Origin of the sequence: Methylobacter sp. (assembly GCF_023227905.1) — a bacterium.
In the GTDB taxonomy this organism is placed as follows: Bacteria; Pseudomonadota; Gammaproteobacteria; order Methylococcales; family Methylomonadaceae; genus Methylobacter_A.
Window position 1 is genome coordinate 127,655 of sequence record NZ_JALOCF010000002.1, and the last position, 24,112, is coordinate 151,766.

Below are 24,112 nucleotides of genomic sequence, written 5' to 3' on the forward strand. Positions count from 1 at the left end.
GCTTACGTGCTTCCGGGGTGGCAGCCAGTCAGCGATATTTCTCCGACTCGGACAACCAGTCAATCACACTTTCACCCACATGAGCACGAAAGCTGGACCACGGGTATTGCCCTGGATTGTCCACCATTCCAGCACGCACCGGGTTGAGTTCGATATAACGCATGCATGTCAACAGATAACACTCGCTATCCACCAAGTTGGATTTGATGCGCCCTTCGAACAAGGTGCCTGAGCGCCGGTACGTTGGATTGATATAGCGCACATAACGGCGGCCAACCGATTGCATCAAGCCGGAAATCCCGCCCGGCGTTTCTTTTCGCACAATACCAACAGATGAACGTGATTGGTCATCAGCACAAATGCGAAAAGCCTGCCGCCGTGCTTCGCCAACGCTTCACGCAGGGTATCCCAGATAGATGTTGTAATCGTCTTCGTGAAAAAAGATGGCTTGGCGATTATTACCGCTCTGCACAATGTGCTGCGCTATGTTCGGCAAACTAAGACGGGGAATACGAGCCATTGCGTTTTGGGGTAGTGAAGATGAATTAAATCTGCTTAATGCTGGCACCAATAATGTAACTTGACCCCTTTTCCCTCGATGATCTACACCCATACCGCGCCGAGCCGGACGATTAAAGAAGCGAAAAGCCCGTTGGATTTTTGAGTCAAACCCCGTGATTGGCGGCAATGAAACGGTTTGCAGACACTGATTAATGCGTGCTCTGCGGCAGGTATTGGCCGAACTAAGTCATTGCCGAAAGGATCAGTTCGACAACTCTTCCGCCTTTTGGCCAGGGTGATAGCTAATATAGACATAAACAGGAATATCCGTATCTTTTAAGCTGTTCTCTATCAACGGCCATACGTCATCCCAGTCCAAATCGCCCGATCCTGTGGCCAGTTTCGGCAGAGCAATCGAGGTCATTTTCTCTTTTAAGATAAGTTTAGCCAAGGCATCCAAAGCATGCTTAATATTATTGAGAGTGGCCTTGTGCACATGATAATCATGGCTATCAATCACATCCTGAATAATCAAGTTCACAATATGACTATTATTGGTTCCGGTCCAGAGCCAGGCTTCGCCCGGTCGTGTTTTGTGTTGATGGCACCAGCGGTTGAAATCTTTGCACATATCGGGATATTGATTGCGCAGAGCTAACGCAAGTCCTTTATCCATCGGATCGTTGATTTCGACTCCCTGCACGATAGCGCAGGCTGTACTTAATAAAATATCCCCTTCGACTTGATAGAACATAAGGTTCTCCTTTAACGGTTTTTAATGCCTATTAAGCTCGACGAATGTGAATGCATCTAATGTTAGGTTGTAAAAAGCGTCCAGAATTTACCACTGTCAGCTTCGGCTATCTCAGTTAAATACATCAGTAGGTATTTAATAACAATAAGATAGTAAAAACTAATAATATATTTTGACGCTCTTTTCTGGAAAAACTGGGCAAATTTTCCACGCTTTTTACTAGGTCATGGCTAGGTAAACGAAGATTTCGGCAGTTTCCGGCAAGACTTCATCTTGCACACTGACGCAGGCCTTTCAAGAATTCGACGAGGATTTTTGATTGCAGCGGCGGAAAAGGTCTGCGTGAATGAGTCACGCAAAAGTCACGCAAGCGTTTAGACCAGGCATAAAAAGCGAATCAAAAAACATTATATGTCATTGATTTTATTGGACTTATTTGGAGCCAATGACGGGAGTCGAACCCGTGACCTACTGATTACGAAACCTTTTTAATACCAGAACTTTGAAGCACTATACAATAATAAACTAATAAAAACATCATCATAAAAAACTACAACCGTACTTCATAGAGCTACATAGTTCTATAAAATGGACAGTTTATGGACATCAAAAGGGCACAGGAAACGCCTCATCAAAATCAATCCAAGGCGTGTAAGGAACATCAGAATCAACCGGATGCTTCATTAACCCCTTAAACAAATCATGGTAAATGTCAGCAACCCCCTTCCCTTTATTCAAATACAATTCTAACAAATTTTCCCATAAACCCGACTTTTGCAAACAATCAAACGCCTTTTTAAGACTAAACGCATTACGACGAAAAATTGAAGTTAAATGACCAAAGCAAATTTTTATAGCTCGCTCGGTTGGCTTACCTTGAGCATCCGGGTTCAAATACAAGCGCTTGTAATCAATATCCTTTTTAATTTCATGATAAAAAACAACATCATCCCTGAAAAATTGCCACGCCGGATTTATATAAGTTCGAGTATCGTCTAAGCGAAAATTATTTAATGCATAACGCCAAAGGCCCGTCAAATGATCCTGAAGATCAAGCAAACAAAACGCTTCAAAACCAGAACCATTAGAAAATTGACTAATGACAGAATGATGAAAACGAGCCTCAAGCCTGGTCACTTGCAGCGAATCATCATAAAAACCTGACTTTTCCCAAACAGGTACCCAAAGCTCTTCTTCATTCTTATCAGCAATCGCTTTAGTTTTGTTATAAGCCGCAAACTGCAAACTTGATTGCTGACCAAACGTAAACGATTGGCCCCGGCCATAAACAACGGCAACATCATTAAACTCATAATCAAGCCCCTGAATACCGGAATGCCGGATGATTCGCCTTGCTCTAGTGGTAATTCGTGAATCCAGGTCCGGTGGTAACTCCCAACCCTGCACATCCATGCACAAATGCAACGCAACACCAGAATATCCAAAGCCTTCCTGAAAAATAAACGATGCAAAATGATCCATATCACACTGAATATCTTGAAGAGAACGAGACAATAAGAAAGACGGGGACGCTTGAATCTTTAAATGTGAACCCTGAAAAGCCGCCTCAGTAAAACTTGAAGAAACCAGCATAACCAAGCCTAAATTTGGATTACGTAACGTGTATCGATAACCGCTCTTACCACCAGAACCAACAGTCCACACAAAGCCGCCAACCTCAACCTGACAACCATAACCAGCTTGATAAGCAGTTTCAATACTAGAAAGCACAATAGGACTCATCATGCCATCGTATAACTGCCTAACCGTATCTAAACCGTTATGAACAATGCAATCTTTCGAAAAATCGAACATTTCACCGGAATGATCAATAAAAATTTTACCCGTCAATGAAGGCTCATATGTTGCCTTATCAAAACGCTGACAATTCTTAACCACTTTAGCCATTTCCAAACCCTTTTAAAAATTCGTATGGGCTTCAATGTTCCACATTGTACCGCTACGAATTATTTACTTTAATTTATTAAGACGTGCTACAGAGCCGTCCCAACGTAGAAATTAATCAAAAAAAGCCGCGCGTTGCCTTCGAAACTCGACAACGCGCGGCTTTTTATACTCAATTTATAACTCCTTCCTTATCTTGCCCTGGACTAGCAAAACCAACTGAAGATAATTGCTGAGCCGTATCTACAGGATCAGGAGAATCAGGCAGCTTCCAGGCGGTAACAATATAGGATTTACCCTTGTAAACCATATCGGCACCGTAGGGCTTATGGATCAACACAACACCCAACGCATGAAGATGATCGATCGGGTAACGTTCGACCAAAACATAGTTATCATAAAAATCAATATCACCTAAAAACCCCTTATCCACCGAAAACGCAGAAACAGATAATCGAGGGCGGTAACGATTAATTAAATAATCAATAAAACTTTCAGTTTCCAACGCTACCGGCTTAACGTTACCCAACGGCGGCTGTACGGGAGGCGATGCAGAAGATTGAACCGCATGGGAAGGCGAAGAAGCATCCATTTGCTGTTGAAGCGTAGCAGGCTGTTGAACAGGAACCGGCACTGATACAGCAACAGGAGCATGACCGACAACAGAAGGCGCGGAACTATCACGTAAACCATATCGCCATATTAAAAAACCAACTAACGCCAAAGAAAGCAAAATAACCTTAATCTTAGGGGCTAAACTGGAATTATGATTTTTTCGAATAGCCATAAACTCTTTATCACCTTTAAAATTAATCCTAACCTTTAGCGCATCCAATTGATCAGCTAAGCGCTTAACATGCACATAACCGGTTAAATAAGACGCTGGCAAATAAGTATAAGTGGCCCTCATATCAACCAAACCCGAACCAACAAACTCTAAGCCGTCCCTAAAACGCTGATTAGTATCATAACCGTCATAGAACTCCTTACCGGTAAACGTCCATGTTTCAATAGGAGGCTGAGCTGTAGAAAGACCGTAAAACACATGGTAACGATGAATACGAGGCATAAAAGAATTAAAGCCAACCAGCTCAAGCAAAGGAGCAATATAAGGGATTTTCTGTCTATCCAATCTTGACGCCTGAACTAAGTAATCGCATAACGTAGATTGAACCTGGCTATCAATCATTGCGAAATCCTGAGCCAAAAGAATCAAATCCCAATGAAGCTTCCTAGACAAAAAAAGCCAATTCAGCAACTTAAGGCGGGTTTTATCATTCCAGGAACGGGAGTTTAACCAGGTGCCAAGCTCATCAAGAACTAAAAGGCCATTCATATCCTCGGCCTTATAACTCAAATCATAAGCAGGCGGCAGCATTTCAAAATCTTCTAACCTTGGATGATCGGGAAGCCGATAACAGAGCGCGCCGTTATCCATTGGTAAGAAATTTTCTAAATATAAATCAAGATTAGTGGCAACGGGCCGACCACGTAAAAGATACTCTTTAATCTTGCCAACAGCGGCCAAAGATTTACCTTCGCCGCGCACACCCTGAATAATCCAACCCGGCATAAATAAACCATTAGTAATATTTGATAATTAGAAACAATAGTTATCTAAAATTCATCAAAAAGAAAAGGAAGAAGTTATTGAAAACATACCCCCATAAACCATCATATTAGATGCAGTAATACGAAGATTTAAAGGCTTATTCAAGATACCCAATTTTTTATAAATAGCATTAACGTGAATCCGAACAGTTTTAAGACTGATATCTAACGCTCTAGCAATTTCCTTATCTACTAATCCCTGAACAATAAATTTTGCAACCTCAGCTTGCCTAGGCGAAAGAGGCCCTAATTTAATAAGTTGAACTTCAATAAGCATAAATAGAAACCGAAATAAATTAATTTGAAATAGCCGCACGAAACCGCCAGTTTAATAAATTGAAAAACTGACGAGTAATAAACCGCAACATAAAACACGAGAATATAGCAAAAATACAAACATTAGTATTAGGCGGCATCACCCAACCCCAAACCCCATTTACTATTTCAGGGACAGTTTGAGAAATGCCATTCACTATAACCGAATACGTATTAACGTAGGCATAAACAGCCGAAACCAAAATAGAAATAAACGCTAACGTAATAGCTATTTTAAAAGATGCACGAAGCGCAATCTTGCCAAATACATCAACAAGAAAATTCATCAAAATACCGAACAAAACAGACATTAGATTGAACTCCTAAAAATAATAAAAAAACAAACAAACCCAGTAATAACCGCAAAAACCCAATTCAAAACTGCCCTGAGCGGCTGTAAAGGAACACACGGAGCAAAATCAAAATGTTTTTGACCTAAAAACGGAACATTAAAGGTTCTATGTATTTCATAATAACAAGATGTTTCCGGCAATTTTGGCAAATACTGGGAAATATCAAACATGAAAGGATTTGCCATTGGCAAAAAATCAAAATATTTCCAAGTATCTGGGTACAACGTCGGGGGCGTGGGCGGCAATTCTGAAACCGTAGGATCAACCGGGGTTTCAGGATCAGGCGAAGGCGTTGGTGCTGTAGTTTGATCTGTACCCGTAGGATTCGGATTCACAGCTGGATCAGGCTGAGTTGTAGGAGCAGGGTCAGTAGGTTGCTGATACTGAGTAGGAGAATCAGGCCCAAGAGACGCAACAGGAGGAATATCAGGGCTAAAACCCGGAGTAACAAATGGCGTTCCCGGATTAATGTTAGGAAAATTTAAAGCCGGTTGTGTTCCGGCTGGATCATAAACACGCTTGAAATCACCGTCAATCGCATCTAACGCAGGCTCCAACCAAGGCACTTGTCCATAATCAATAAACGGCTGTATTTCAGTTAAAGGAATAGGATTAGTTGAATGTGTTCTCAACGCTAAATCACCAATCTGATTAGACGTTAACGGAACAGAAGAACCCACGGGCGTTAAGGTGCCGGTGTTAGAATTTAAAACGAGAGCCATACCACCCAAAGCAACAGCAGCAGAAGCAAGACCGGTAGCATACGCAGAGCTAGGAGCCGACTTAATATATTCAGAAACAGCCTTACCCAGCGTAATACTGGGAATTGATGTATCAATAGCGGCATAAGCAGACGTACCCGCTTGATTAATTTTAGCTTCTAAGGGCAAAACCGCACGAATAGAAGGCAACCCATCATTAAGCGTTCCGGCGACACGCAAAACTGGCTTAGGCCCCAGACCGCCGCCCATAGTGCCCAACACTATACCTACTGATTTTTGCATACCGAAAGGATTTTGAGCATCCGTTATTTTCCAATGCTCAAAACAGGAACTAGGATAAGTGGCGACAATACCATCAGAACAGGTCTGGGATTCGCCCTCATCGGGAGCGAAAAACGAATCCCAGAGCGAATAAGGGCAGACCATAGGAGGGTAAACAGTAGAACCGTCAGTACAATTCAAACCGGCAGGCTGATCGTCGGGAAAAATACAATTTGCTTTTGTGGGATCTTCGGGAATAACACAGGTATGAGGAGGCGGATCACCACACAGCCCCGTAGACAGGCGAACTTGAGGGGCAACACAAGCGGACGCATTCATACACATGCCGTCAGGATAAGGGACGCCGTTAAAATAGCCGCCCCCAGGACAGCTTTTATAATAACCTGGTGTTTCATAAACAGGAACGGAATAAGAGGACGTTAAATTACACGTCAAACCCTCAAGCCACGACGAGCTCCCACCATAAGACCGACACGCAGTATAGGCGTTTTGATAATAAACACCAGTAACGGTATAACCGTTTGAATAAACAGCTGGATAATTATCTGCCAATGCCGGAAACGAAAAAGAAAGCAAAAATAAAAAAATGAATTTAAACATAAGATTCAAAATGTAAAAAGGAACGTCCCTGTTCCAACAACATTAAACGGCCTTGTTTGCAGCTTTTGGGAAAAGACGCAGGATGATAAAGGCAATTGTGACGGAAATTAACACCGGCCAGATCAAATCAACCAACTCCAAAGCATCAGCGTTTAAAGTGGTAAAGGCCGGCGCAATAGCCGCATTTAAAGCGGCTTGTGCAGGTGCAATTGAAAATCCAAATAAAGCTACAAAAGCAGCAATAAAGGAAAATACTTTGATTTTTTTCATAAAAAACAATCCTTAATTAAAAAATTTCAACAAAATGGGGCTTGCTAATTTCACAAACGCCCGGAGAACGAAGCTAGAGGCTATCCCGCTGCCAAAACAACTAACGAGCCAGCCAACCAACTCCACTATATCCGCTTGTGTCATATCAACAATGTCCCGGCTATGAACCCCATAAAATAGGATAAACACATAGTACAAACGATGATTGCATCAATGATTAAAGCGGTATCCATTTATAAAACTCCTAAGCAGAAGCTTTAGATGTTGCAACGACAGGCTTATAAGGTTCGACCTTTACGACCTTATCGCATGCAAATGATTGTTGTCCGGCAAAGACTTGTAAGCGGCCTTCCATTGTCACTATGACTGGACTTAATAAGCTGGGTTTATGAGGTGCAAACTGTGCAAATTCATCATAATCAATACGTATCTGAGCCTGAAACTGACCGTACGAATCATCACCCTCAGGGTAAGAATCCACACAGTTGATATAAGCAGCCTTACCCCTTGCGGAAGAATAGCGGTTAATTCCAATGCAAACTTTTCTTGCTAATAAACTGGTGTTTTCTAATAGATTGCTAGACATGATTTTTCCCTTTTTTTATTTTGGTTAGTTTAGTTTTGTCTTTTTGCTTATTTATTCAATAAACAGTTCTTTTTTCAGGCACTTGAAAAGTACACTAAGAGCGATTTTTCAAACCGGAGAAAAAACCGGCGCTTCTAATCTTGGATTCAAATACTGGTTATCCCTAGCTAGCTGAGCATTCGAAAAACCGCTTTTGATGCACTCTTTTTAATGATTTTTATCTAACATTTTAAATAAGTTGTTTGTTATTGCGCGAACCCTACGGGCCGGGCTTTCCGTTCCAATCAACTGATAAAGCTGATAACTACGACTAAGTTAAAAATGTTATTCCGCAAGCTCCATAAATTTTTAACTAAGTCTACGTAAATCACCTTTAACGGTTGATTTACACTCCAATCCCTTTCGCTATTGCGCTATGTCGTCTTTTAAGTCTTAACCAGTTTCGTACAGCGGTTTTGCCACGACTTTTATTTGAATGCTCCCTCCCTCCCTCACCCTCAGAGCATATCCCTCGACAACCTGGGCATGCTTTCCCTCTACGTCGGCTGGTCAATCGCGGACGGACTCTAAAACATGGGTTCATGCCGTCAAGGGTAAAGGCTACGCCCGCGGAAAAAGCACCCGCGCCCTGGACTGCATGAAGCCTCATGTTTTGTACGAGTCCTGCGACCGACCGACCGACTCCGAGGGGCATACCCAGAACGCCGAGGCAATAAAACGCCCCGGCAGAGTTAGAAAAAATAAAGAAATCATAAAAGTCATTGAATAATCCGAAGCCCGAAATCTGTTAATACGCCTTTATTGCTGATCGGCTAAATCGGAATCAGCGTGTAAATCTTCGACTACTTTCAATTTGCCTTCGATATACATGGTTAAAAGTATCTGAGTGAGCTTATAAGGCGTAAGGCCCCCACGTTCTTGAGCTTCAAGCTCTAGTTTTAAATATAAATCCGGCCTTAATGCGGTTCTGAATACACGATCAGATACTTTTTTATTTGATGATGATTTAGGCGGAAGAAATACCATCCCATTACCTAATGAACCAGTTGCTTTTTCAATCATTGTTTGCCCCCTTAGTGGCTACCTTGCAAATACCTAAGCCGGACTCGTCAAAAGTCGCAAAAGCATCAAACACTGCGCCAGAAGTTAGAAAAAATGCGAACCATGCGCCAAGAATAAAAGGGGTTACGCCATTGGAAACAAAAGCCCATAACAGACGGATTAAAAGACGACGTTTAGCGAAGCGCATTGATAAGCCCCCGAGTGCCTTCATTAGTAAATAAAACCTTACATTCGGCAGGATGATCGGCGCAGAGTTTCATAGCTTCGTCATAACCAGTAATGTAAGCGCCGTAGATAATGACAACGCAAAAAAAAGCAATACCGCAACCCAAAAGAAAACATTCAAATCTATTCATGATTGCCACCCTGCTTTTGTTGGTTATATTCATCGTTAAATGAATACTCGGACTCATGAACAAAAACAGATCGATTAGTAATGCCACCCTGCCCTAATGAATCGGATACCAAAGCGCGAACTTGATTACCACCAGCAATAGATACTTTATATTCAGGATGTTGTAACGATGTAAGATCAACACCACATTGGGACCATAAATCAGTTACTTTTTCTTTAGAACATTTAAGGTATTTAATCAAATCATCTGAATCAGAAAGATCAGAAAGTAATAACAATATCCCTTGTAGTTTTGACCTTACTCTCTCCCAATCTCTCAAAAAACAATCACGCCAATGACAATATTCCCCAACAGATGGACTAATTACCAATCTTATTTCTTCCCACCGGCTTACTTGTGCCTTTTCATATTGTTCAACAATAAAATCAACAGTTGAAATAACTTTCTCACGAGATAATGAAATTGTAGTCATGGCTAATCTCCGAATGATTCATCAGATAACAGCTCTTGATTAAATAGAGCTAAGTTAATAAGTGTATATTTACCAATTCTTTTAACAGGCAAATAACCCTTCTTTATCCAGCCAATAACCACTCCTTCTTCCATGCCGGAATGTTCAGCGAACTTAGAAACAGTGCAAACCATAATTGATGAACACTGCAAACTTTGCTGTTGACCTTCCATGTTTGACCCCTTATAGTGCTGTAATGTGCTTTATTGAAAAGATGTGCAATTATTGCACGATTAAGGCAATAATGCAATAGTTGCACAATAAATATTTTATGGATATACGAGACAGAATTAATAAATTAATAGATTTCAAAGATATAACGCCTACCGAACTAGTAGAAAAAACAGGAATAGATAGAATGAAGTGGGCGAATCTAAAAAGATCAAGAGTAAGAGCGCAGCAAGAACATATTGAAGCGATAGTTAACCTATGGCCAGAGTATGCCTATTGGATAACAACAGGTTTAACATTGCCCGAAGCCGGACAAATCAGCCCAGAAATAGAGGAAGCAAGAAAAAATCTGTCAACGGGTACTTAACCGCAAGGCGGGCATTGACACAATGGGGGACGGTTAAACCTAAACCGGATTAAAGCCGAAAGCAAAAGCAAAGCAACTGATGTAAGCCGTTACTTATACAATGTAAGCATTACTTAGAGAAGATCAATGGGTATTCAAGACCGAGATTACATGAAAAAAAGTGCAAGATTACGCGAAGCAGAAAGCAAAAAATCAAAATACCGCCCAGAAATAAAAAAAGCTTACGAAGCGTTCTGCAGAAAATCCACCTTTATAACAATACTCTATGTATTAGTAGGCTTAACAGCATTCTTCCTTGTGTTTAATTTATTACCAAACAAACACTCAATTAAATCAGGAAAAATATTAACGCCATCAAATACACTTGATAATTTAAAAAACCCCGAAACAAACCACCTCATACAGCATCAAAAGCCCACCAAACAGATCCAGCAACAAATAAATCCAAAAAATAAATCACGAATTTGCAAGATCTTGAAAAACGGCGAAGAGGAATGTAGATTTTTATAGAAATATCTTGTTCGTATGTACATACAAACATTCATCATTTGTTTGTGTCAAAAAACACAAACATTACCAATTCTAGATACCTCGACACTACGGGCCTAAGCACATCGGCCAATCAGATATGATTAAAAAGAACGATTCAGGAAAATGGGACGTTGACATTAGACCAAACGGCACAAACGGAAAGCGTTACAGAAAAACCAACATAGCAACCAAAGCCGAAGCCCTACGTTGGGAAGCCTGGATAAAAGCCAACAAAACAAAATCTAAAGACTGGGAACCAACAACAGACACTGATAAACGCAAACTATCAGACTTAATTGAACTATGGTATTCAGCACACGGCCAGAATCTAAAAGACGGAAAAAACCGGCTTTTAATGGTCAACAACCTATGCACACGACTTGGCAACCCACGCGCTGAAAATCTTAAAAGCTCAGACTTTACCAACTACAGAAACGAACGATTAAAAACCGGAGTCAGCGCCAACACGATCAACCATGAACACGTTTACCTTTCAGCTATTTTTAACGAGCTAACCCGAATCGGCGAATGGAAGAAAGAAAACCCCATAGCAAAAATCAGAAAACTAAAACTTGATGAACAAGAACTAACCTTTTTAACATCCAGCCAGATCAATGAACTATTAGAAGAGCTTAAAAAAAGCAAAGAAAGCGATTGTTACCACATCGCCCGAATATGCCTTGCAACCGGCGCAAGATGGAGCGAAGCGGAAAATTTGCTTAATACCGACATAAAGCCCAACTCAATCACCTACCGAGCCACCAAGAACGGAAAAAATAGAACGGTTCCAATTTCAACCGACTTTTTTAAATCCCTACCCATCAGAGAAGGCAAAGTTTTTAAATATGCCTATTCAACACTAAAACGTCGAATCAAAAACCTATCCTTTACCCTGCCCCCTGGACAAATGAGCCACGTATTACGCCATACATTTGCAAGTCACTTTATCCAAAATGGAGGAAACATTTTAGTTCTGCAAAAAATTCTAGGGCATGGAAGTTTATTGATGACTATGCGTTATGCTCACTTAGCACCCGAACACTTAGAAGAAGCAATTAAATTCAATCCAATTGATTCGCAAGCTTAACCTTTTTTCCTTAACATATTTAGAAGAACATGAAGAAATGGACACTTTATGGACACTTCAAAAAATAATTAACATTGAAATACCATAACATATTGATTTTATGGAGCCAATGACGGGAGTCGAACCCGTGACCTACTGATTACGAATCAGTTGCTCTACCAACTGAGCTACATCGGCTTTAGTGCCATCGTACCTTAGAGTACCACTGTCAGACCATTTAAAACTTTGCTATCGACTGATAGTTAGCCAGTACACTTATAGCCCTCCGACTACATCTTAACATGTAATTTTACTGTAACAGATATACCCCCCTCCGATGTCATAGCATTAGCTTAGCCGTTCTTTTTGCGTAGTTTAACGCGCCCAATAAGGCGACCTCAGGGTTGGTGCATACTTTAACCGATATTTTTTCCAACACGGCCCGGCACCGTCCTTTTGCCAGAAAGCCGTGCATAAATTCATCCTGTTGCAGCATGGGCAAGATTTTTGCGCCGATGCCTCCGGCCAGATAAACCCCGCCATAAGGCAGGCACTTTAACGCCAGATTTCCTGATTCTGCACCATATAGCCTGCAAAACAATTTTAACGCTTCAACGCATAACACATCGCTTCCGGCAACACCCGCTTCGCCTATGACTGCGGCTGGGTCTTGCTCTGCCATGTGTCGCTCGGTTTCCGGATTTGTTGGTGCGTAGTTGATGTGTTTGAGGAATTGATAAATGTTGACAAGCCCTTCACCCGATATCAGCCGCTCGCAACTAATGTGCCCAGGGTATTTTTCCAGCACGTACCTGAGCAGTTCTATTTCCCGCTCAGTAGTCGGTGCAAAATCAGCATGTCCACCTTCAGTGGCAATAATATGATATTCAGCGCCATCCCAAGACATTATTGCCTCTCCCAAGCCGGTTCCGGCGGCAATCACGGCAATGTTGCCTGGCTGTCGTTGTGCGTCGGGATTTAGTTCGACAAAATTGTGCTCAGGCAAGTCCAACAAGCCCCATGCCGTAGCTTCCAGGTCATTCAACAACCAGACATTTTGAGTCTTGGCCTGCTCGCCGATTTCCTTGCTGCTGAGCGCCCACGGCAAGTTGGTTGTTTTGCAGCTGCCGTTGGCAATAACGCCGGACGCTCCGAGGCAAACGGCTGTTATCTGTAAGCGTTCTGCGTCAGTCAAAAATGATGTTAATAATTCAGTAAACGTTTGATAATTACTGCTTGAAAATTGTTCTTTTTTTAAACACTTAACATCATTTTCTTCGGTTTCAAACAACGCCAGGATGGTTTTTGTGCCACCTACGTCGCCAGCCAGACAAATCCGCCTGGAGCGGGTTTGCGCGCGACGCGCCGGAAGAGGGGCGGGCATGGATAGCCCGTCATGAATCATCTCGTGCCTTCATAGTTGTTGAACACCTTGGTGTGGTTTTCATGATCGAAACTCACCACTTTATAAGGTTCTTTTTTGTTGCCCATTTCCATGCCGGGGCTACCGTTGACCATACCGGGAACTGTAATACCGACAACTTTAGGCTTGGTTTTTAATAAGGTTTTAATGTCATTTGCAGGCACATGACCTTCAACGACATAGCCGTCGACGATGGCGGTGTGACAGGACGCCATTTCTCTGGTAACGCCATGTTTATCCTTTATGGCCTGTACGTTTTCGGTAACGATATCTTCCACATTGAAATTATTGTCTTTCAAATGCTCCACCCATTTGCCGCAGCAGGTACAGGTTGGGCTTCTGTGGACGACGATATCGATTGGTTTGTCCGGGCCTTTTGCACTAACGCCCACATTGACAACGAGCAATCCGGTTGCCAAAAAAGTTTTCAGTATTTTCATGGTCGAAACCCCTTTGTTGATTAGATTATTTTCAATGCTTATGCCTGATGATAAGCCCGGCTGTATTCATGCACGGCATCAACCATCGCTTTAACATGCTCAGGGTTCATATCGGGCAAAATGCCGTGCCCCAGGTTGAACACATGGCCTGAACCCGAACCGTATTTATGCAACATGGTTTTCACTTTTTCGGTAATGACTTCAGGATTTGCATAAAGCGCAACCGGATCCATATTACCCTGCAAGGCAACCTGATGACCCACTCTGGCGCGCGCTTGTTGTATATCGGTCTGCCAATCCAGGCCCAAGGCATCATAGCCGGAATCGGCCATGGCTTCCAGCCAGAGCCCGCCGCCTTTAGTGAACAGGATGGTGGGAATCTGCTGTCCGTTTACGTTTGTGTTAAGCAATGACCGGACTTGCTTGGCGTAGTATAAGGAAAACTCGATATAATCTTCGGTCGCCAACATGCCGCCCCAGGTATCGAACAACATGGCCGCCTGAGCGCCCGCTTCAATCTGGGCATTCAAATAGGCCGCGACCGACTGCGCCAGTTTATCCAGCATGACATGCATCAACTTGGGCTGCTCGTACATCATGCTTTTAACTTTTTGAAAGCTCTTGCTGCTGCCGCCTTCAACCATATAGGTCGCCAGCGTCCAGGGGCTGCCGGAAAAACCGATTAACGGCACGCTGCCTTGCAGGTTTTTTCTTATTAGCCGGACCGCATCAACTACGTAACGCAAGTCTGTTTCCGGATCCGGGATCGGCAGTTTATTGACGTCCGCCGCCGTTCTGACCGGATGGGTGAATTTAGGCCCCTCGCCTTCGGTAAAATGAAGCCCCAGTCCCATCGCATCAGGCACGGTCAAAATATCCGAAAACAGGATCGCCGCATCAAAGCCAAAGCGCCGCAGCGGCTGCAGGGTGACTTCACAGGCCAGTTCAGGATTGGTGCACAGATTCATAAAACTGCCGGCCTGCTCCCTGACTTTGCGATATTCCGGCAAATAACGCCCCGCTTGGCGCATCATCCAGATCGGTGTGTACTCCACAGGTTGTTTTAACAGCGCTTTAATAAAAGTATCGTTTTTTAATGCGGTCATGAATTTAATTGTTCCGGTTTAAAATTAGGGTGTTTTTAGCCCATGGGCAACATATAAGCCTGTTGATACAAGCTATGTGTTATCGACCTGCTTTCCTTACCAAGGCTTTGTGGAATTCAAAGGGCAAGGATTCTTTTGCTTTGTTTGCTGATGCGGCATCAGGATATGAGCCATATTCCAAAATAAACTTCTCTTTGCCTTTCGCTAGCGTCCTGATGACTCTAATATCCGGCCCCAATGCCGGGTATTTTTTGAGTATGTCATCCGCCGATGACTGCTTCGATAACACCATAAGCTGCAACGTGAAATTATCTGCTGACGGTGGCAATGATGCTTCGACAGCCGGGGATGACGGAAGCGTCGCTATCGGTAGGGAAGCGAGGCGGCCCGGCTCCGTTTGCTGAAGCGTTGCCGTTTCTATGGTTCGCTCTTCAGGGATTGCTGTAACTTTTACGGGATTTTGCGGTACCTGGTTGGGTGTAAACGGCTCTACACTATTAAGGGGAGCTTTCAATTCCGCTTGTTTTAATTTTTCCTGCGAAGCCCAAAGCCGGCCAGCCGTTTTCTGCTGCGCACCGTCAGATTGCTTCTTGTCCGGCTTCAGGTCTACTTCAACTGTAGCTGCCGGCACGGGTTGACCTTTAACTTCCAAATTCTGAGCGGCAGGCGGCTCAACACTATTAACCGTTTTAGTTAACTCCGGCTGCTTGGGTTTATCCTGCCCACCCCCAAGCGGCATAGGATCTGTCGGCGACTGTACGGATGCCGGGGCAATTGCTGTGGGATGAGCCGCATCACTTGCTAACCGCTTATCAGCAGCCATGCTGGCTGCCTCAGGCTTTGCCGCGGGAGTGACAGCCTGTCGACCCTCCCTGTTTACATTGACTTCGACCGAAGGCTCTAACGCACCTTTCGCGCCATTTGCCGGCTGCTGAGCAGGCGGCAGCGGGAGCACTATCTGAGATTCCGGCTGTGGCGGGGCCACTTCAGTACTGTTCGCTTTCTGCTCGACAGTAGCAGGCGCCATTGCTTCTTTAGCATTGTCTTTTGACGACGGCATGTCCACGACGGCTCCCGGCAGCCTCGCGGCATTTCCTCCATCCATGGAAGTCAGATCAGGAGGTGGAGCACCAGCAGTAGGCGCTTTAGGCGATGCAGGAGCAATGGCCGATGACATTAGCCACTGAGCGCCTACCGCTATAGCAATTGCCGTAGCAACAGCAAGCACAAGTAGCCATTTCAATTTTCCACCTTGCTTAGCACCGGAAGATAGACCGGATATCTCGGCGATAATCCTTCCCGGAATTCCGTGCGTCTCACGGTAGATATGCGTCACCATGTTGTCGTCGATGGCTTTAAACGACACGTTTGCATAAGGCTTCGTTGACAAGTGCTGTAAAAAATCGCCGCATTGCTTTTCCGACAAGGAAGGAATTTCAACGATATGACAATCATCGATCGCTCGATCCGATACCCGCTTCACTTGCAATTCATCATGCGTTAAAGCAAAAACCACCCTTAAAGCGGGACTTGCCGCTGCGTATTGGATGATTGCCGCGGTCAGGCCGGGAACCAATGCACCGGCATTATCAATAATTAATACAACTTGTTTATATTGACTTGCAGACCGCCCCGCAGCCGTTGATGACGACTGAACAGACTGAGCTCTAAACAGCTGCTCCTGAACCGCCTCAAAACTTACGGTGGCATTACCTTGTATAAGACAGTACCGCCATGATTCAGTCTTGCGCTCTTGCAGAATTTTAAGCAGCGTCGTTTTACCGATACCTTCCGGACCGCAGACAACAAGGGCCTGGGTCAGATTTGAAAGCAGATGAATTAATAAATCAAGCTTCTGTGTTCGTTCCTTTGTTATCAATGACTGAGCGGGCCTATTTATCTGATCAGCCGACTGCTGTTTCACATGATAAGTAAAAGTATCATCATCTACCATAGGTTTTAAGTGTCATCTCCAGTAAGTGTTGGTCTACGTTTACAGGCAATGTTGCCCTGCCGATTTTTTCTAACAGAATCAGTCTGATTTGGCCGTCTACATTCTTTTTGTCCACCGCCATTAATTCCAGATATCGGTCTGCGTCAATTTGTTCCGGTGGAAGTACGGGCAGTCTGGCTTTTTTAAATAGCGCAATAATTTTTGCGACATCTTCCTCACTTAGCCAGCCTTTTCTTTTGGAAAGATCGGCGGCCTGACAGGTACCGATCGCAACGGCTTCGCCATGCAGATATTTACCGTAACCGGCGCCGGTTTCTATGGCATGCCCAAAAGTATGGCCCAAGTTTAACGTCGCCCTGACTCCGGTTTCGGTTTCATCCTCGGCGACAATTTCGGCTTTATTGATGCACGACTGTTCAATGGCATAAGCCAATGCTTGCTTATCTCTGGCCAGTAACGCATCGACATTGCTTTCCAGCCATTCAAAGAATTCAGCATCCCTGATCAGGCCGTATTTAATCACTTCGGCCAGACCTGCAGATAATTGACGGTCATCCAATGTATCCAAAACATCGGCATCGGCAATAACGCATTGCGGCTGATAAAAAGCGCCGATCATGTTTTTGCCTAACGGATGGTTAACTCCGGTTTTGCCTCCTACCGAAGAATCGACTTGTGCCAGCAATGTGGTGGGTATCTGCAAAAAAGAAATGCCTCGTTGATAACAGGCGGCAGCGAAACCGCCCATATCACCAATAACACCGCCGCCTAAAGCAATGAGGGTGGCATTACGGCTAAACTTGCTGGCCAGCAGTTTATCAAAAATCTGAGTTACAAAATCTAAAGTCTTGAATTGCTCACCATCGGGCAAAATCACTGTTTCGACAGTATAGCCCTGCAAATTATTTAGAACTGCGTTTAAATACAGGGGAGCAATGGTTTCATTGGTAACCACAACAACCTGCTTGGACTTTATATGCCTTATAAAAAGCTCAGACTGGCTCAACAAACCGGAGCCGATATAGATCGGGTAACTGCGGTCACCCAATTCAACCAGTAATTGTTTCATGTTTATTAACGTTTGTAGATTGGGTTAGCGTGACGTAACCTGATATTTACCGCTTTGTGTCGGATTGCACTATTCTAACCCGACCTATACGATTTCATTAACGCGAGAGGTAGAGCAATACAGGGACAATTGCCGATATTTTGTTTATTAACGATTAGCGGAGTTGTATTCTTCTAAAATGTGACTGACAACTTCTTTGCTCTGCATGATACCTGTATCAATTTTAAAGTCCGCGCACGACAAATACAGCGGCTCGCGCTGTGCGAACAAACTTTCTATCCGATCCCTGGGATTATCGGTCTTCAGCAGGGGACGTTGCGTGTCTCGGCGCGTCCGTTCCAGGATTCTTTCTACCGAGCATTGCAGATAGACTATAAAGCCATTTTCTTTCAATAACCTGCGATTCTCTTCACGCAAAACCGCGCCGCCACCGGTAGCCAGTACAATCCCCTCCATTTGCGTCAATTGCTGAATCATTTTCTGCTCCCTATCCCTAAAGCCTTCTTCTCCCTCAAACTCGAATATGGTTGGAATATCTACGCCGGTTCTTTCTTCAATTGCTTTGTCGCTGTCATAGAAAGGCAGTTTTAGCGCCCTAGCTAACTGCCGTCCTATCGTAGTTTTTCCTGCACCCATGAGGCCAACTAAATATATATTCTCTGATCGCGCCATGACCTGCCTTCCTGCGGGTTAAACCATTAAAAAAGGGGGCATTATGCCCCCTTTTCGCTCCAAGTAGAAGCAATCAATCACTAGCTATATTATCTTTCATGATTTTTGGGGTAACAAAAATCAGCAATTCTTTCTTCGTTTTATTTTCCGTTGAATTGGTAAATAAAAACCCGATACCCGGTATATCGGCAAAAAACGGGATCTTATTTTTGCCTATTGATTCGGTGCCTTCATAAACCCCTCCCAAAACTACGGTCTCACCATCCTCAACAAGTACCGAGGTTTTAATCTCCCTTTTATCGATACCAGGATTGCCTGATACCGGGTTACTGGTATCATTCGCATTGTCCTTCGTAATCAATAGATTCATGATAACCGATCCGCTGGGAGTAATCTGCGGCGTTGCATTTAACTTAAGGACTGCATCAATATAAGTCGTTGTTGCCGGTGTATTTGCGCTCCCTTGCGTTGTAACCGGAATTTGCACACCTTGCATCATCACTGCCATGCAGCGGTCCATAGTCATCACTCTTGGATTGGATACTATTTCCCCTCTTCCTTCAATTTGTAATGCCTGAAGCTCAAGATTCAACACATAATCCGCGCCTCTGGCGAGCGTCATACCTAGAGCGCCCGGCGGGGTTGCGGACAATGCTGTCACTCCCAAATCAACCAGCGAATCATTTACTGTTAGCTCCTGGCCTGCCGTGGTCATATCACTTCTAGTCCCGCTGCCGCCAATTGCAAAGGCCTTATTAGAGCTAAGAAATCCTGCTTTTGCCGCCCCAAACTTGACACCTAAATTTTCAGTAAAACTGTCATCGGCAATAACAACGCGCGCTTCAATCATTACCTGCCGGACAGGAACGTCAAGCTTACGTATCAGTTTCTTTATATCCTCCAGCCGCTTTGCCGTTTCCCGCACAATCAAAGTATTGGTTCTGGCATCGACAACGGCCGATCCACGAAGCGAAAGCAAGCCGAACTTGTCATTATTTACCTCTGAGCCTTTTGCTCCCACCCCTTGGCTTGCTTGCCCATCCGTCAAAGAACCTCCAGTGGAGGCCGATGATATGCTTCCGGTTGAAGTCGATGAGCCGGCAGCAGCTCCAGTCACTCCGCAAGCACCAAAAGTGCCGGTATCTTGGCCGTTTAATAAATTTCTAAAGTTTTCGGCCTTGGCATAATTGATTTTGATATATTCAGTCACCAACGGATCTAATTGCTCAACAACTTTTTCTGTTTCCTGTTGTTTTTTCTTGTAGTCTTTGATTTTGTCCAACGGTGAAATCAGTGTGACATTGCCGGTCTCATACTTGCCCAGGTCCTTGGTCATCATGATAAAGTCCAATGCTTCATCCCAAGGCACATCATCCAGCTTTAGAGTAATCGTGCCAGTTACATCGTCACCTGCCACTACATTCTGTCCGGTAAACTCAGCCAGGATTGCAATAACGCTACGTATTTCAATTTCCTGAAAATTTAAAGACAACCTGTCGCCAGTATATTTGGTACGCGCTCTGTCCAGCGCATCTTTCTCTTCATTGCTTAACGGACGAAACTCAACAGTCAACATCCCGTCCGCTTGAAAAACGGAATAGTCATAAAGCTCATTTTGCATGGCCACGGTAATTGTGGTTTGCTGGCCGGATGAGACCGTATCAATAAACTTAACAGGCGTTGCAAACTCGGAAACATCCAAGCGTTTAGCCAGGCTGTAAGGCAGCCGGGTATTTAAAAAGCTTATGACAACTTTCCCGTTTAGTTTTTTGGAATTGACAATGGTATTAGGGTTAGCCAAAGAAATCAGTATTCGCCCTTCACCTTTGTCGCCACGTTTAAAGTCGAATCCGCTAATATCTTGCGCGGGTATTAAGGCTGCAACCACCGAATTAACTGACTTCGTTGGAGCAGAGGTTGCAGGGATAGTTGGAGTTGCCGCTGACTTTCCGGCAACTGGCTTTGCAGCAGACGTTACCGCCTTTGCATGGCTCAGGGTCAACAGCACCTTATTGCCAACCAGCTTGGTTTCAAATGGTATTGACTCCATCAGGTTAACAACGACACGAACTCTGCCGGCGGCTTCAACCACATAAACACTGCTCGCCGCTCCTTGATTTACCGGGTACATTTTTTTTGGCAGCGCGCTTTTTACACCCGAAAAGTCCAAGGCAATCCGCGCGGGGTTATCCGTCTTAAATACTTGCGGGGTAATAGCCGGCCCCGTCATTGTCATTTCAATTTGCAGCTTGTCATCTGGCTGCGTCGCGAAGTCTATGCCCGATAACGCCAGCTCGCCGGCTCTAACAGATGCAGCTTGAAAGATAAATAAAAATAATCCCAACCCAATGTGCGTCCATAATAGTCGCCACGCTTTATCTTGTGCCCTGAGTGTGTTTACTACGGCATTGCCTTTTTTATTATTCATTTTTTATCCTTAGAATCACTCTGTCAATGCTATTGAAGCGGGTTGTTCATGCCACGTTCCCGGCTTATCAGGGACTATTTCCATCAATTCAATTTTGTCGCTGACTATCCGTATAATTTTTCCGTAATTTTTGCCCATATAGTTTCCAACCTTGACGCGATAAACTGTGCCGTCGCTCGCCTTTATCAAGCCCCACAAGCTCGACTTCATATCTACAGTACCAACCATTCTCAAGCCATCCAAAGGAAATGCTTCCAACTCCTCTTTACGCCGGGTGGTATCGGGCTTTATACCGCTGCCCGCTGAAACATCAGCGCCCTCAGCCTGTTCCGGCTGTTCCAGCGGCTTAAACGGATCACGCAGGCCTTCCGGTTTAAACATAAACGGCTCAATCACCTTGATTTCAGGCAAGGGTTTAATGGGTTCCTTAGGCCTGGCTTTAACTTCCGAGATGTAGCGGTTTAAATCTGAGAAATCATCATTGCCGCACCCGGTCAGGAACACTGCAAAAACCAGGCAGCTAATCTGCATCGCTGTTTGGGGGGCGCGCGTTCTCAAGGCCGGGGAAAACACTTTCTTGGCATGCCACCAAGAACAGGGAAGGTAGAGTGACTCAGGGAGCAACCACCGAGATGACAATAACTTGTTGTATTCCATTACTTTTTCCCTCTTTTTGTTTTAACCGCTGTCGTTTCTTCTTTAACCCCTTCGTTATAAGTCTTTACAGTGGCATTCATTCTCATTTTCCTTTCTTTAGCATCCTTACTTTCCGGGATAATATTTACGTCATGTACGGTAACAATTCGAGGCAATGAGGCTAAACCACTGACAAACAAACCCAGCTCCTCATATTTGCCAATCACCTCAATATTGATTGGCAGCTCAAAGTAGAAGTCTTTACGTATTGGAGCGCCGGGTTTGAATAACCTGAACTCCAAACCGCTGGCCAGCCCTGTCTGAGAAATATCAATTAATAAGCTTGCAACTTCTTCTTTTGTAGGCATCTGGCGAATCATATCCTCCAGTTGCGTCTCAATTTGCGCCAATTGCTGCTGATAGTCAGGAAGATTGATCGATTTTTTTTGTTTGGTCTCAAATGATTGCTTCAATTCCAGCTCTTTCTTCTCAGAAGCATCAAGCGCCGCCAACTGATCAAGCGTGTCGTAGTAAACACCCGCGCCAAAAACCAGGCCGCAAATTGCTACGATCGTTGCCACTTTAATAGGCAATGGCCAAGTCCCTGCCTCATTAGGATCCCAATTAATTTCTGAAAGATTCATTATTTTCCTCCAGCCGCAACTTGCGCATTTTGATTACCTTGCTTGGCATGCAAAGTAAAATCACTTAACTGCTCAGGGCTAACTTTGGTTGTCGACTGAATCACGTCAAGCGTTGGGACTTTTAACCAAGCTGAGGCCTCAATCGCCCTCATGAAAGCTGAAACGCGCGCATTGGATTGGGATTTGCCGTGAAAAGTCAGCTCTGCACCCTTCTGATTGAAGGTAGCCAGGAATACCCCGTCAGGTGTAACCCTGGGAAGCTCATCAAACAAATGCACAATCTCAGGACGACTTTCCTGCAACTTCTGGATCAATTCTATTTTGGTAAGCAACTTACTTTTCTGCTCCTCAATCGATTTAATTTGTTCAATTTTCTTATCCAGCAGCGTTATTTCGTCCTGCATTATTTTATTTCTTTGTTCCTGATATGCTTTAAGTCCTTCTATATACATATGAACCCCGGCAAAAATAACCGCTGTAACCAAAACAGACACGCCAATAGCATTGATAAAGTCCTGTTTTTTCTGCGCCCGTAGCTCTTCACGCCAAGGTAATAAATTGATTTTTGCCATTAGTCAAAGCTCCTCAATGCCAACCCGCATGCAATCATCATTGCGGAAGCATCATTGCTCAATGACTGAGGCTTCACTCTGCTGGATAAAGCCATGTTGATAAATGGGTTCGCTATAACAGTAGGCACCCCTACACCTTGTTGAACCAATTTGTCGATACCGGGTATTGATGCGCATCCACCCGCCAGAATAAGGCAATCGATGCGCCTGTTCGCGCTCGATGAAGCAAAAAACTGTATCGACCGCTGAATTTGCTGGACCATCGCCCGTTTAAACGGCTCAAGCACATCAACGGCATAATTGTCCGGAAGGCCGCCCAGCTTCTTTGCCAAGCCGGCCTCCTCATACGTCAATCCGTAGCGACGCTGAATTTCTTCGGTCAACTGTTTACCGCCAAAGCCTTGTTCTCTTGTATATACGGTACGGGAATTATAAAGAACATTTAAGGAGGTCATGGTTGCCCCAATGTCCACAATGGCGACCGTTTGACCTTCTATCGCATCCGGCAATTGGTCAATCAGCAAGGTGAAAGCATTTTCCATTGCAAAAGCTTCTACATCGACAATTTTGGCCTTTAAGCCCGCCTTCGCCAGCACTTCCACACGATCCTCAATAATTTCTTTTCTCGATGCCGCGAGCAGCACATTGACCATTTCAGGGTTATTTTCATTTTCGCCCTGCACCTCAAAATCGAAATTGACCTCGTCAAGCGAATAAGGCACATACTGGTCAGCTTCAACCATAATCTGTTCTTCCATTTCATCATCGCTCAGTGAAGCAGACATGGGTATAACCTTGGTCATCACTGAAGAGCCTGCAACAGCGACAGATGCTTGCTTTAACTTTGAACCGGATTGTTTTAAAGCTGTTTTTATGGCATCAGCTATCACTTCAATGTTGGCTATATTTTTGTCAATAACAGCATCTTGCGGCAAAGGTGCTACGGCATAGCTCTCAACCCGGTAACGAGCGCCAACCTTGCTCAATTCGAGTAACTTTATAGCTGCCGTACTGATGTCAATACCAAGCACCGCACTCTGTTTCTGACTAAACCAACTCATGAATTAACCCTTGAAAAACTTGATGAATAATGCGATCGATCAATTACCGAGGAGCAAAAATCCGCCTTTGCAGTCGTCAGCTATAATTTACAATCCAAAACTTATTTACTCGCAAAAGTATAGTAGCCTTTTTTATTTTGATGC

At 44.1% G+C, this 24,112-nt stretch carries 28 protein-coding genes and 1 tRNA gene; 3 read left to right on the forward strand and 26 right to left on the reverse strand.

The genetic code is table 11. The features are described from left to right. Nucleotides 1–28 precede the first annotated feature (28 nt). From M0R47_RS01325 to M0R47_RS01390, 14 genes are all read right to left on the reverse strand, one after another. A complete protein-coding gene (locus tag M0R47_RS01325) occupies nucleotides 29–322 on the reverse strand; it encodes a hypothetical protein (RefSeq protein WP_292549224.1) in 294 nt (97 codons plus the stop codon). Continuing rightward, on the reverse strand, nucleotides 286–474 hold the full coding sequence (locus M0R47_RS21840) for a transposase (RefSeq protein ID WP_366513154.1): 189 nt from the start codon (nucleotides 472–474) through the stop codon (nucleotides 286–288). The genes M0R47_RS01325 and M0R47_RS21840 overlap by 37 nt, the downstream gene beginning before the upstream one ends. A 289-nt stretch (nucleotides 475–763) precedes the next feature. After that, nucleotides 764–1,255 (reverse strand): macro domain-containing protein, encoded by a 492-nt coding sequence (locus M0R47_RS01335; protein WP_292549226.1) that lies wholly within the window; start codon nucleotides 1,253–1,255, stop codon nucleotides 764–766. Between the two features lie 606 nt (nucleotides 1,256–1,861). Further along, complete coding sequence (locus M0R47_RS01340; protein ID WP_292549229.1) at nucleotides 1,862–3,163, reverse strand: hypothetical protein; 1,302 nt, start codon at nucleotides 3,161–3,163, stop codon at nucleotides 1,862–1,864. Nucleotides 3,164–3,332: 169 nt separating this feature from the next. Continuing rightward, the gene (locus tag M0R47_RS01345; protein WP_292549230.1) at nucleotides 3,333–4,733 is read right to left on the reverse strand and encodes a zonular occludens toxin domain-containing protein; all 1,401 of its coding nucleotides are present in this window, start codon (nucleotides 4,731–4,733) and stop codon (nucleotides 3,333–3,335) included. Nucleotides 4,734–4,787: 54 nt separating this feature from the next. Beyond that, nucleotides 4,788–5,048: a helix-turn-helix transcriptional regulator gene (locus M0R47_RS01350; protein ID WP_292549233.1), complete on the reverse strand. Its 261-nt coding sequence runs from the start codon at nucleotides 5,046–5,048 to the stop codon at nucleotides 4,788–4,790. A 19-nt stretch (nucleotides 5,049–5,067) separates the two neighbouring features. Then, nucleotides 5,068–5,397 carry a DUF5455 family protein gene (locus M0R47_RS01355; RefSeq protein ID WP_292549236.1) on the reverse strand — a complete coding sequence of 110 codons (330 nt, stop codon included), beginning with the start codon at nucleotides 5,395–5,397 and terminating at the stop codon, nucleotides 5,068–5,070. Next, nucleotides 5,397–7,043, reverse strand: a complete 1,647-nt coding sequence (locus M0R47_RS01360; RefSeq protein WP_292549238.1) for a hypothetical protein — start codon at nucleotides 7,041–7,043, stop codon at nucleotides 5,397–5,399. The genes M0R47_RS01355 and M0R47_RS01360 overlap by 1 nt, the downstream gene beginning before the upstream one ends. 42 nt (nucleotides 7,044–7,085) lie before the next feature. Then, nucleotides 7,086–7,313, reverse strand: coding sequence for a major coat protein (locus tag M0R47_RS01365; protein ID WP_292549241.1), 228 nt, complete (start codon nucleotides 7,311–7,313; stop codon nucleotides 7,086–7,088). Nucleotides 7,314–7,557: 244 nt separating this feature from the next. Further along, nucleotides 7,558–7,899 carry a hypothetical protein gene (locus M0R47_RS01370; RefSeq protein ID WP_292549243.1) on the reverse strand — a complete coding sequence of 114 codons (342 nt, stop codon included), beginning with the start codon at nucleotides 7,897–7,899 and terminating at the stop codon, nucleotides 7,558–7,560. 798 nt (nucleotides 7,900–8,697) lie between these two features. Then, complete coding sequence (locus M0R47_RS01375) at nucleotides 8,698–8,961, reverse strand: hypothetical protein (protein ID WP_292549245.1); 264 nt, start codon at nucleotides 8,959–8,961, stop codon at nucleotides 8,698–8,700. A gap of 173 nt (nucleotides 8,962–9,134) precedes the next feature. Further along, nucleotides 9,135–9,317, reverse strand: a complete 183-nt coding sequence (locus M0R47_RS01380) for a hypothetical protein (RefSeq protein WP_292549247.1) — start codon at nucleotides 9,315–9,317, stop codon at nucleotides 9,135–9,137. Continuing rightward, complete coding sequence (locus M0R47_RS01385) at nucleotides 9,310–9,789, reverse strand: hypothetical protein (RefSeq protein ID WP_292549250.1); 480 nt, start codon at nucleotides 9,787–9,789, stop codon at nucleotides 9,310–9,312. The genes M0R47_RS01380 and M0R47_RS01385 overlap by 8 nt, the downstream gene beginning before the upstream one ends. A 2-nt stretch (nucleotides 9,790–9,791) precedes the next feature. Continuing rightward, on the reverse strand, nucleotides 9,792–10,001 hold the full coding sequence (locus M0R47_RS01390) for a hypothetical protein (protein WP_292549253.1): 210 nt from the start codon (nucleotides 9,999–10,001) through the stop codon (nucleotides 9,792–9,794). A 98-nt stretch (nucleotides 10,002–10,099) separates the two neighbouring features. Here M0R47_RS01390 and M0R47_RS01395 point away from each other — a divergent pair, with 98 nt between their 5' ends. The 3 genes from M0R47_RS01395 (at nucleotide 10,100) to M0R47_RS01405 (ending at nucleotide 11,984) form a co-directional block, all read left to right on the forward strand. Next, complete coding sequence (locus M0R47_RS01395; RefSeq protein WP_292549256.1) at nucleotides 10,100–10,366, forward strand: DNA-binding protein; 267 nt, start codon at nucleotides 10,100–10,102, stop codon at nucleotides 10,364–10,366. A gap of 126 nt (nucleotides 10,367–10,492) precedes the next feature. Then, nucleotides 10,493–10,876: a hypothetical protein gene (locus M0R47_RS01400; RefSeq protein ID WP_292549259.1), complete on the forward strand. Its 384-nt coding sequence runs from the start codon at nucleotides 10,493–10,495 to the stop codon at nucleotides 10,874–10,876. A 118-nt stretch (nucleotides 10,877–10,994) separates the two neighbouring features. Continuing rightward, complete coding sequence (locus tag M0R47_RS01405) at nucleotides 10,995–11,984, forward strand: tyrosine-type recombinase/integrase (RefSeq protein ID WP_292549261.1); 990 nt, start codon at nucleotides 10,995–10,997, stop codon at nucleotides 11,982–11,984. Nucleotides 11,985–12,085: 101 nt separating this feature from the next. Here the strand turns inward: M0R47_RS01405 and M0R47_RS01410 are convergent. From M0R47_RS01410 to M0R47_RS01465, 12 genes are all read right to left on the reverse strand, one after another. Further along, nucleotides 12,086–12,161 (reverse strand) — tRNA-Thr (locus tag M0R47_RS01410). 142 nt (nucleotides 12,162–12,303) lie between these two features. After that, entirely contained in the window at nucleotides 12,304–13,347 is a 1,044-nt protein-coding gene (gene glk / locus M0R47_RS01415) for a glucokinase (protein WP_292549265.1), read from the reverse strand. A gap of 17 nt (nucleotides 13,348–13,364) precedes the next feature. Next, entirely contained in the window at nucleotides 13,365–13,826 is a 462-nt protein-coding gene (locus M0R47_RS01420; RefSeq protein WP_292549268.1) for a DUF411 domain-containing protein, read from the reverse strand. Nucleotides 13,827–13,864: 38 nt separating this feature from the next. Beyond that, nucleotides 13,865–14,932 carry a uroporphyrinogen decarboxylase gene (gene hemE, locus M0R47_RS01425; protein ID WP_292549270.1) on the reverse strand — a complete coding sequence of 356 codons (1,068 nt, stop codon included), beginning with the start codon at nucleotides 14,930–14,932 and terminating at the stop codon, nucleotides 13,865–13,867. Between the two features lie 79 nt (nucleotides 14,933–15,011). Next, complete coding sequence (locus M0R47_RS01430) at nucleotides 15,012–16,811, reverse strand: AAA family ATPase (RefSeq protein ID WP_292549273.1); 1,800 nt, start codon at nucleotides 16,809–16,811, stop codon at nucleotides 15,012–15,014. A 64-nt stretch (nucleotides 16,812–16,875) separates the two neighbouring features. Beyond that, nucleotides 16,876–17,955: a 3-dehydroquinate synthase gene (gene aroB / locus M0R47_RS01435; RefSeq protein WP_292549275.1), complete on the reverse strand. Its 1,080-nt coding sequence runs from the start codon at nucleotides 17,953–17,955 to the stop codon at nucleotides 16,876–16,878. Nucleotides 17,956–18,102: 147 nt separating this feature from the next. Beyond that, entirely contained in the window at nucleotides 18,103–18,627 is a 525-nt protein-coding gene (aroK, locus tag M0R47_RS01440; protein ID WP_292549278.1) for a shikimate kinase AroK, read from the reverse strand. A 73-nt stretch (nucleotides 18,628–18,700) separates the two neighbouring features. Continuing rightward, nucleotides 18,701–21,055 carry a type IV pilus secretin family protein gene (pilQ, locus tag M0R47_RS01445; RefSeq protein WP_292549280.1) on the reverse strand — a complete coding sequence of 785 codons (2,355 nt, stop codon included), beginning with the start codon at nucleotides 21,053–21,055 and terminating at the stop codon, nucleotides 18,701–18,703. A 15-nt stretch (nucleotides 21,056–21,070) separates the two neighbouring features. Then, nucleotides 21,071–21,586, reverse strand: coding sequence for a pilus assembly protein PilP (locus M0R47_RS01450; RefSeq protein ID WP_292549328.1), 516 nt, complete (start codon nucleotides 21,584–21,586; stop codon nucleotides 21,071–21,073). Between the two features lie 125 nt (nucleotides 21,587–21,711). After that, nucleotides 21,712–22,335, reverse strand: coding sequence for a type 4a pilus biogenesis protein PilO (locus tag M0R47_RS01455; RefSeq protein ID WP_292549283.1), 624 nt, complete (start codon nucleotides 22,333–22,335; stop codon nucleotides 21,712–21,714). Further along, on the reverse strand, nucleotides 22,335–22,907 hold the full coding sequence (locus tag M0R47_RS01460) for a PilN domain-containing protein (RefSeq protein WP_292549287.1): 573 nt from the start codon (nucleotides 22,905–22,907) through the stop codon (nucleotides 22,335–22,337). The genes M0R47_RS01455 and M0R47_RS01460 overlap by 1 nt, the downstream gene beginning before the upstream one ends. Then, nucleotides 22,907–23,968: a pilus assembly protein PilM gene (locus M0R47_RS01465; protein WP_292549290.1), complete on the reverse strand. Its 1,062-nt coding sequence runs from the start codon at nucleotides 23,966–23,968 to the stop codon at nucleotides 22,907–22,909. Before M0R47_RS01465 ends, M0R47_RS01460 begins: the two co-directional genes overlap by 1 nt. Between the last annotated feature and the right edge of the window lie 144 nt (nucleotides 23,969–24,112).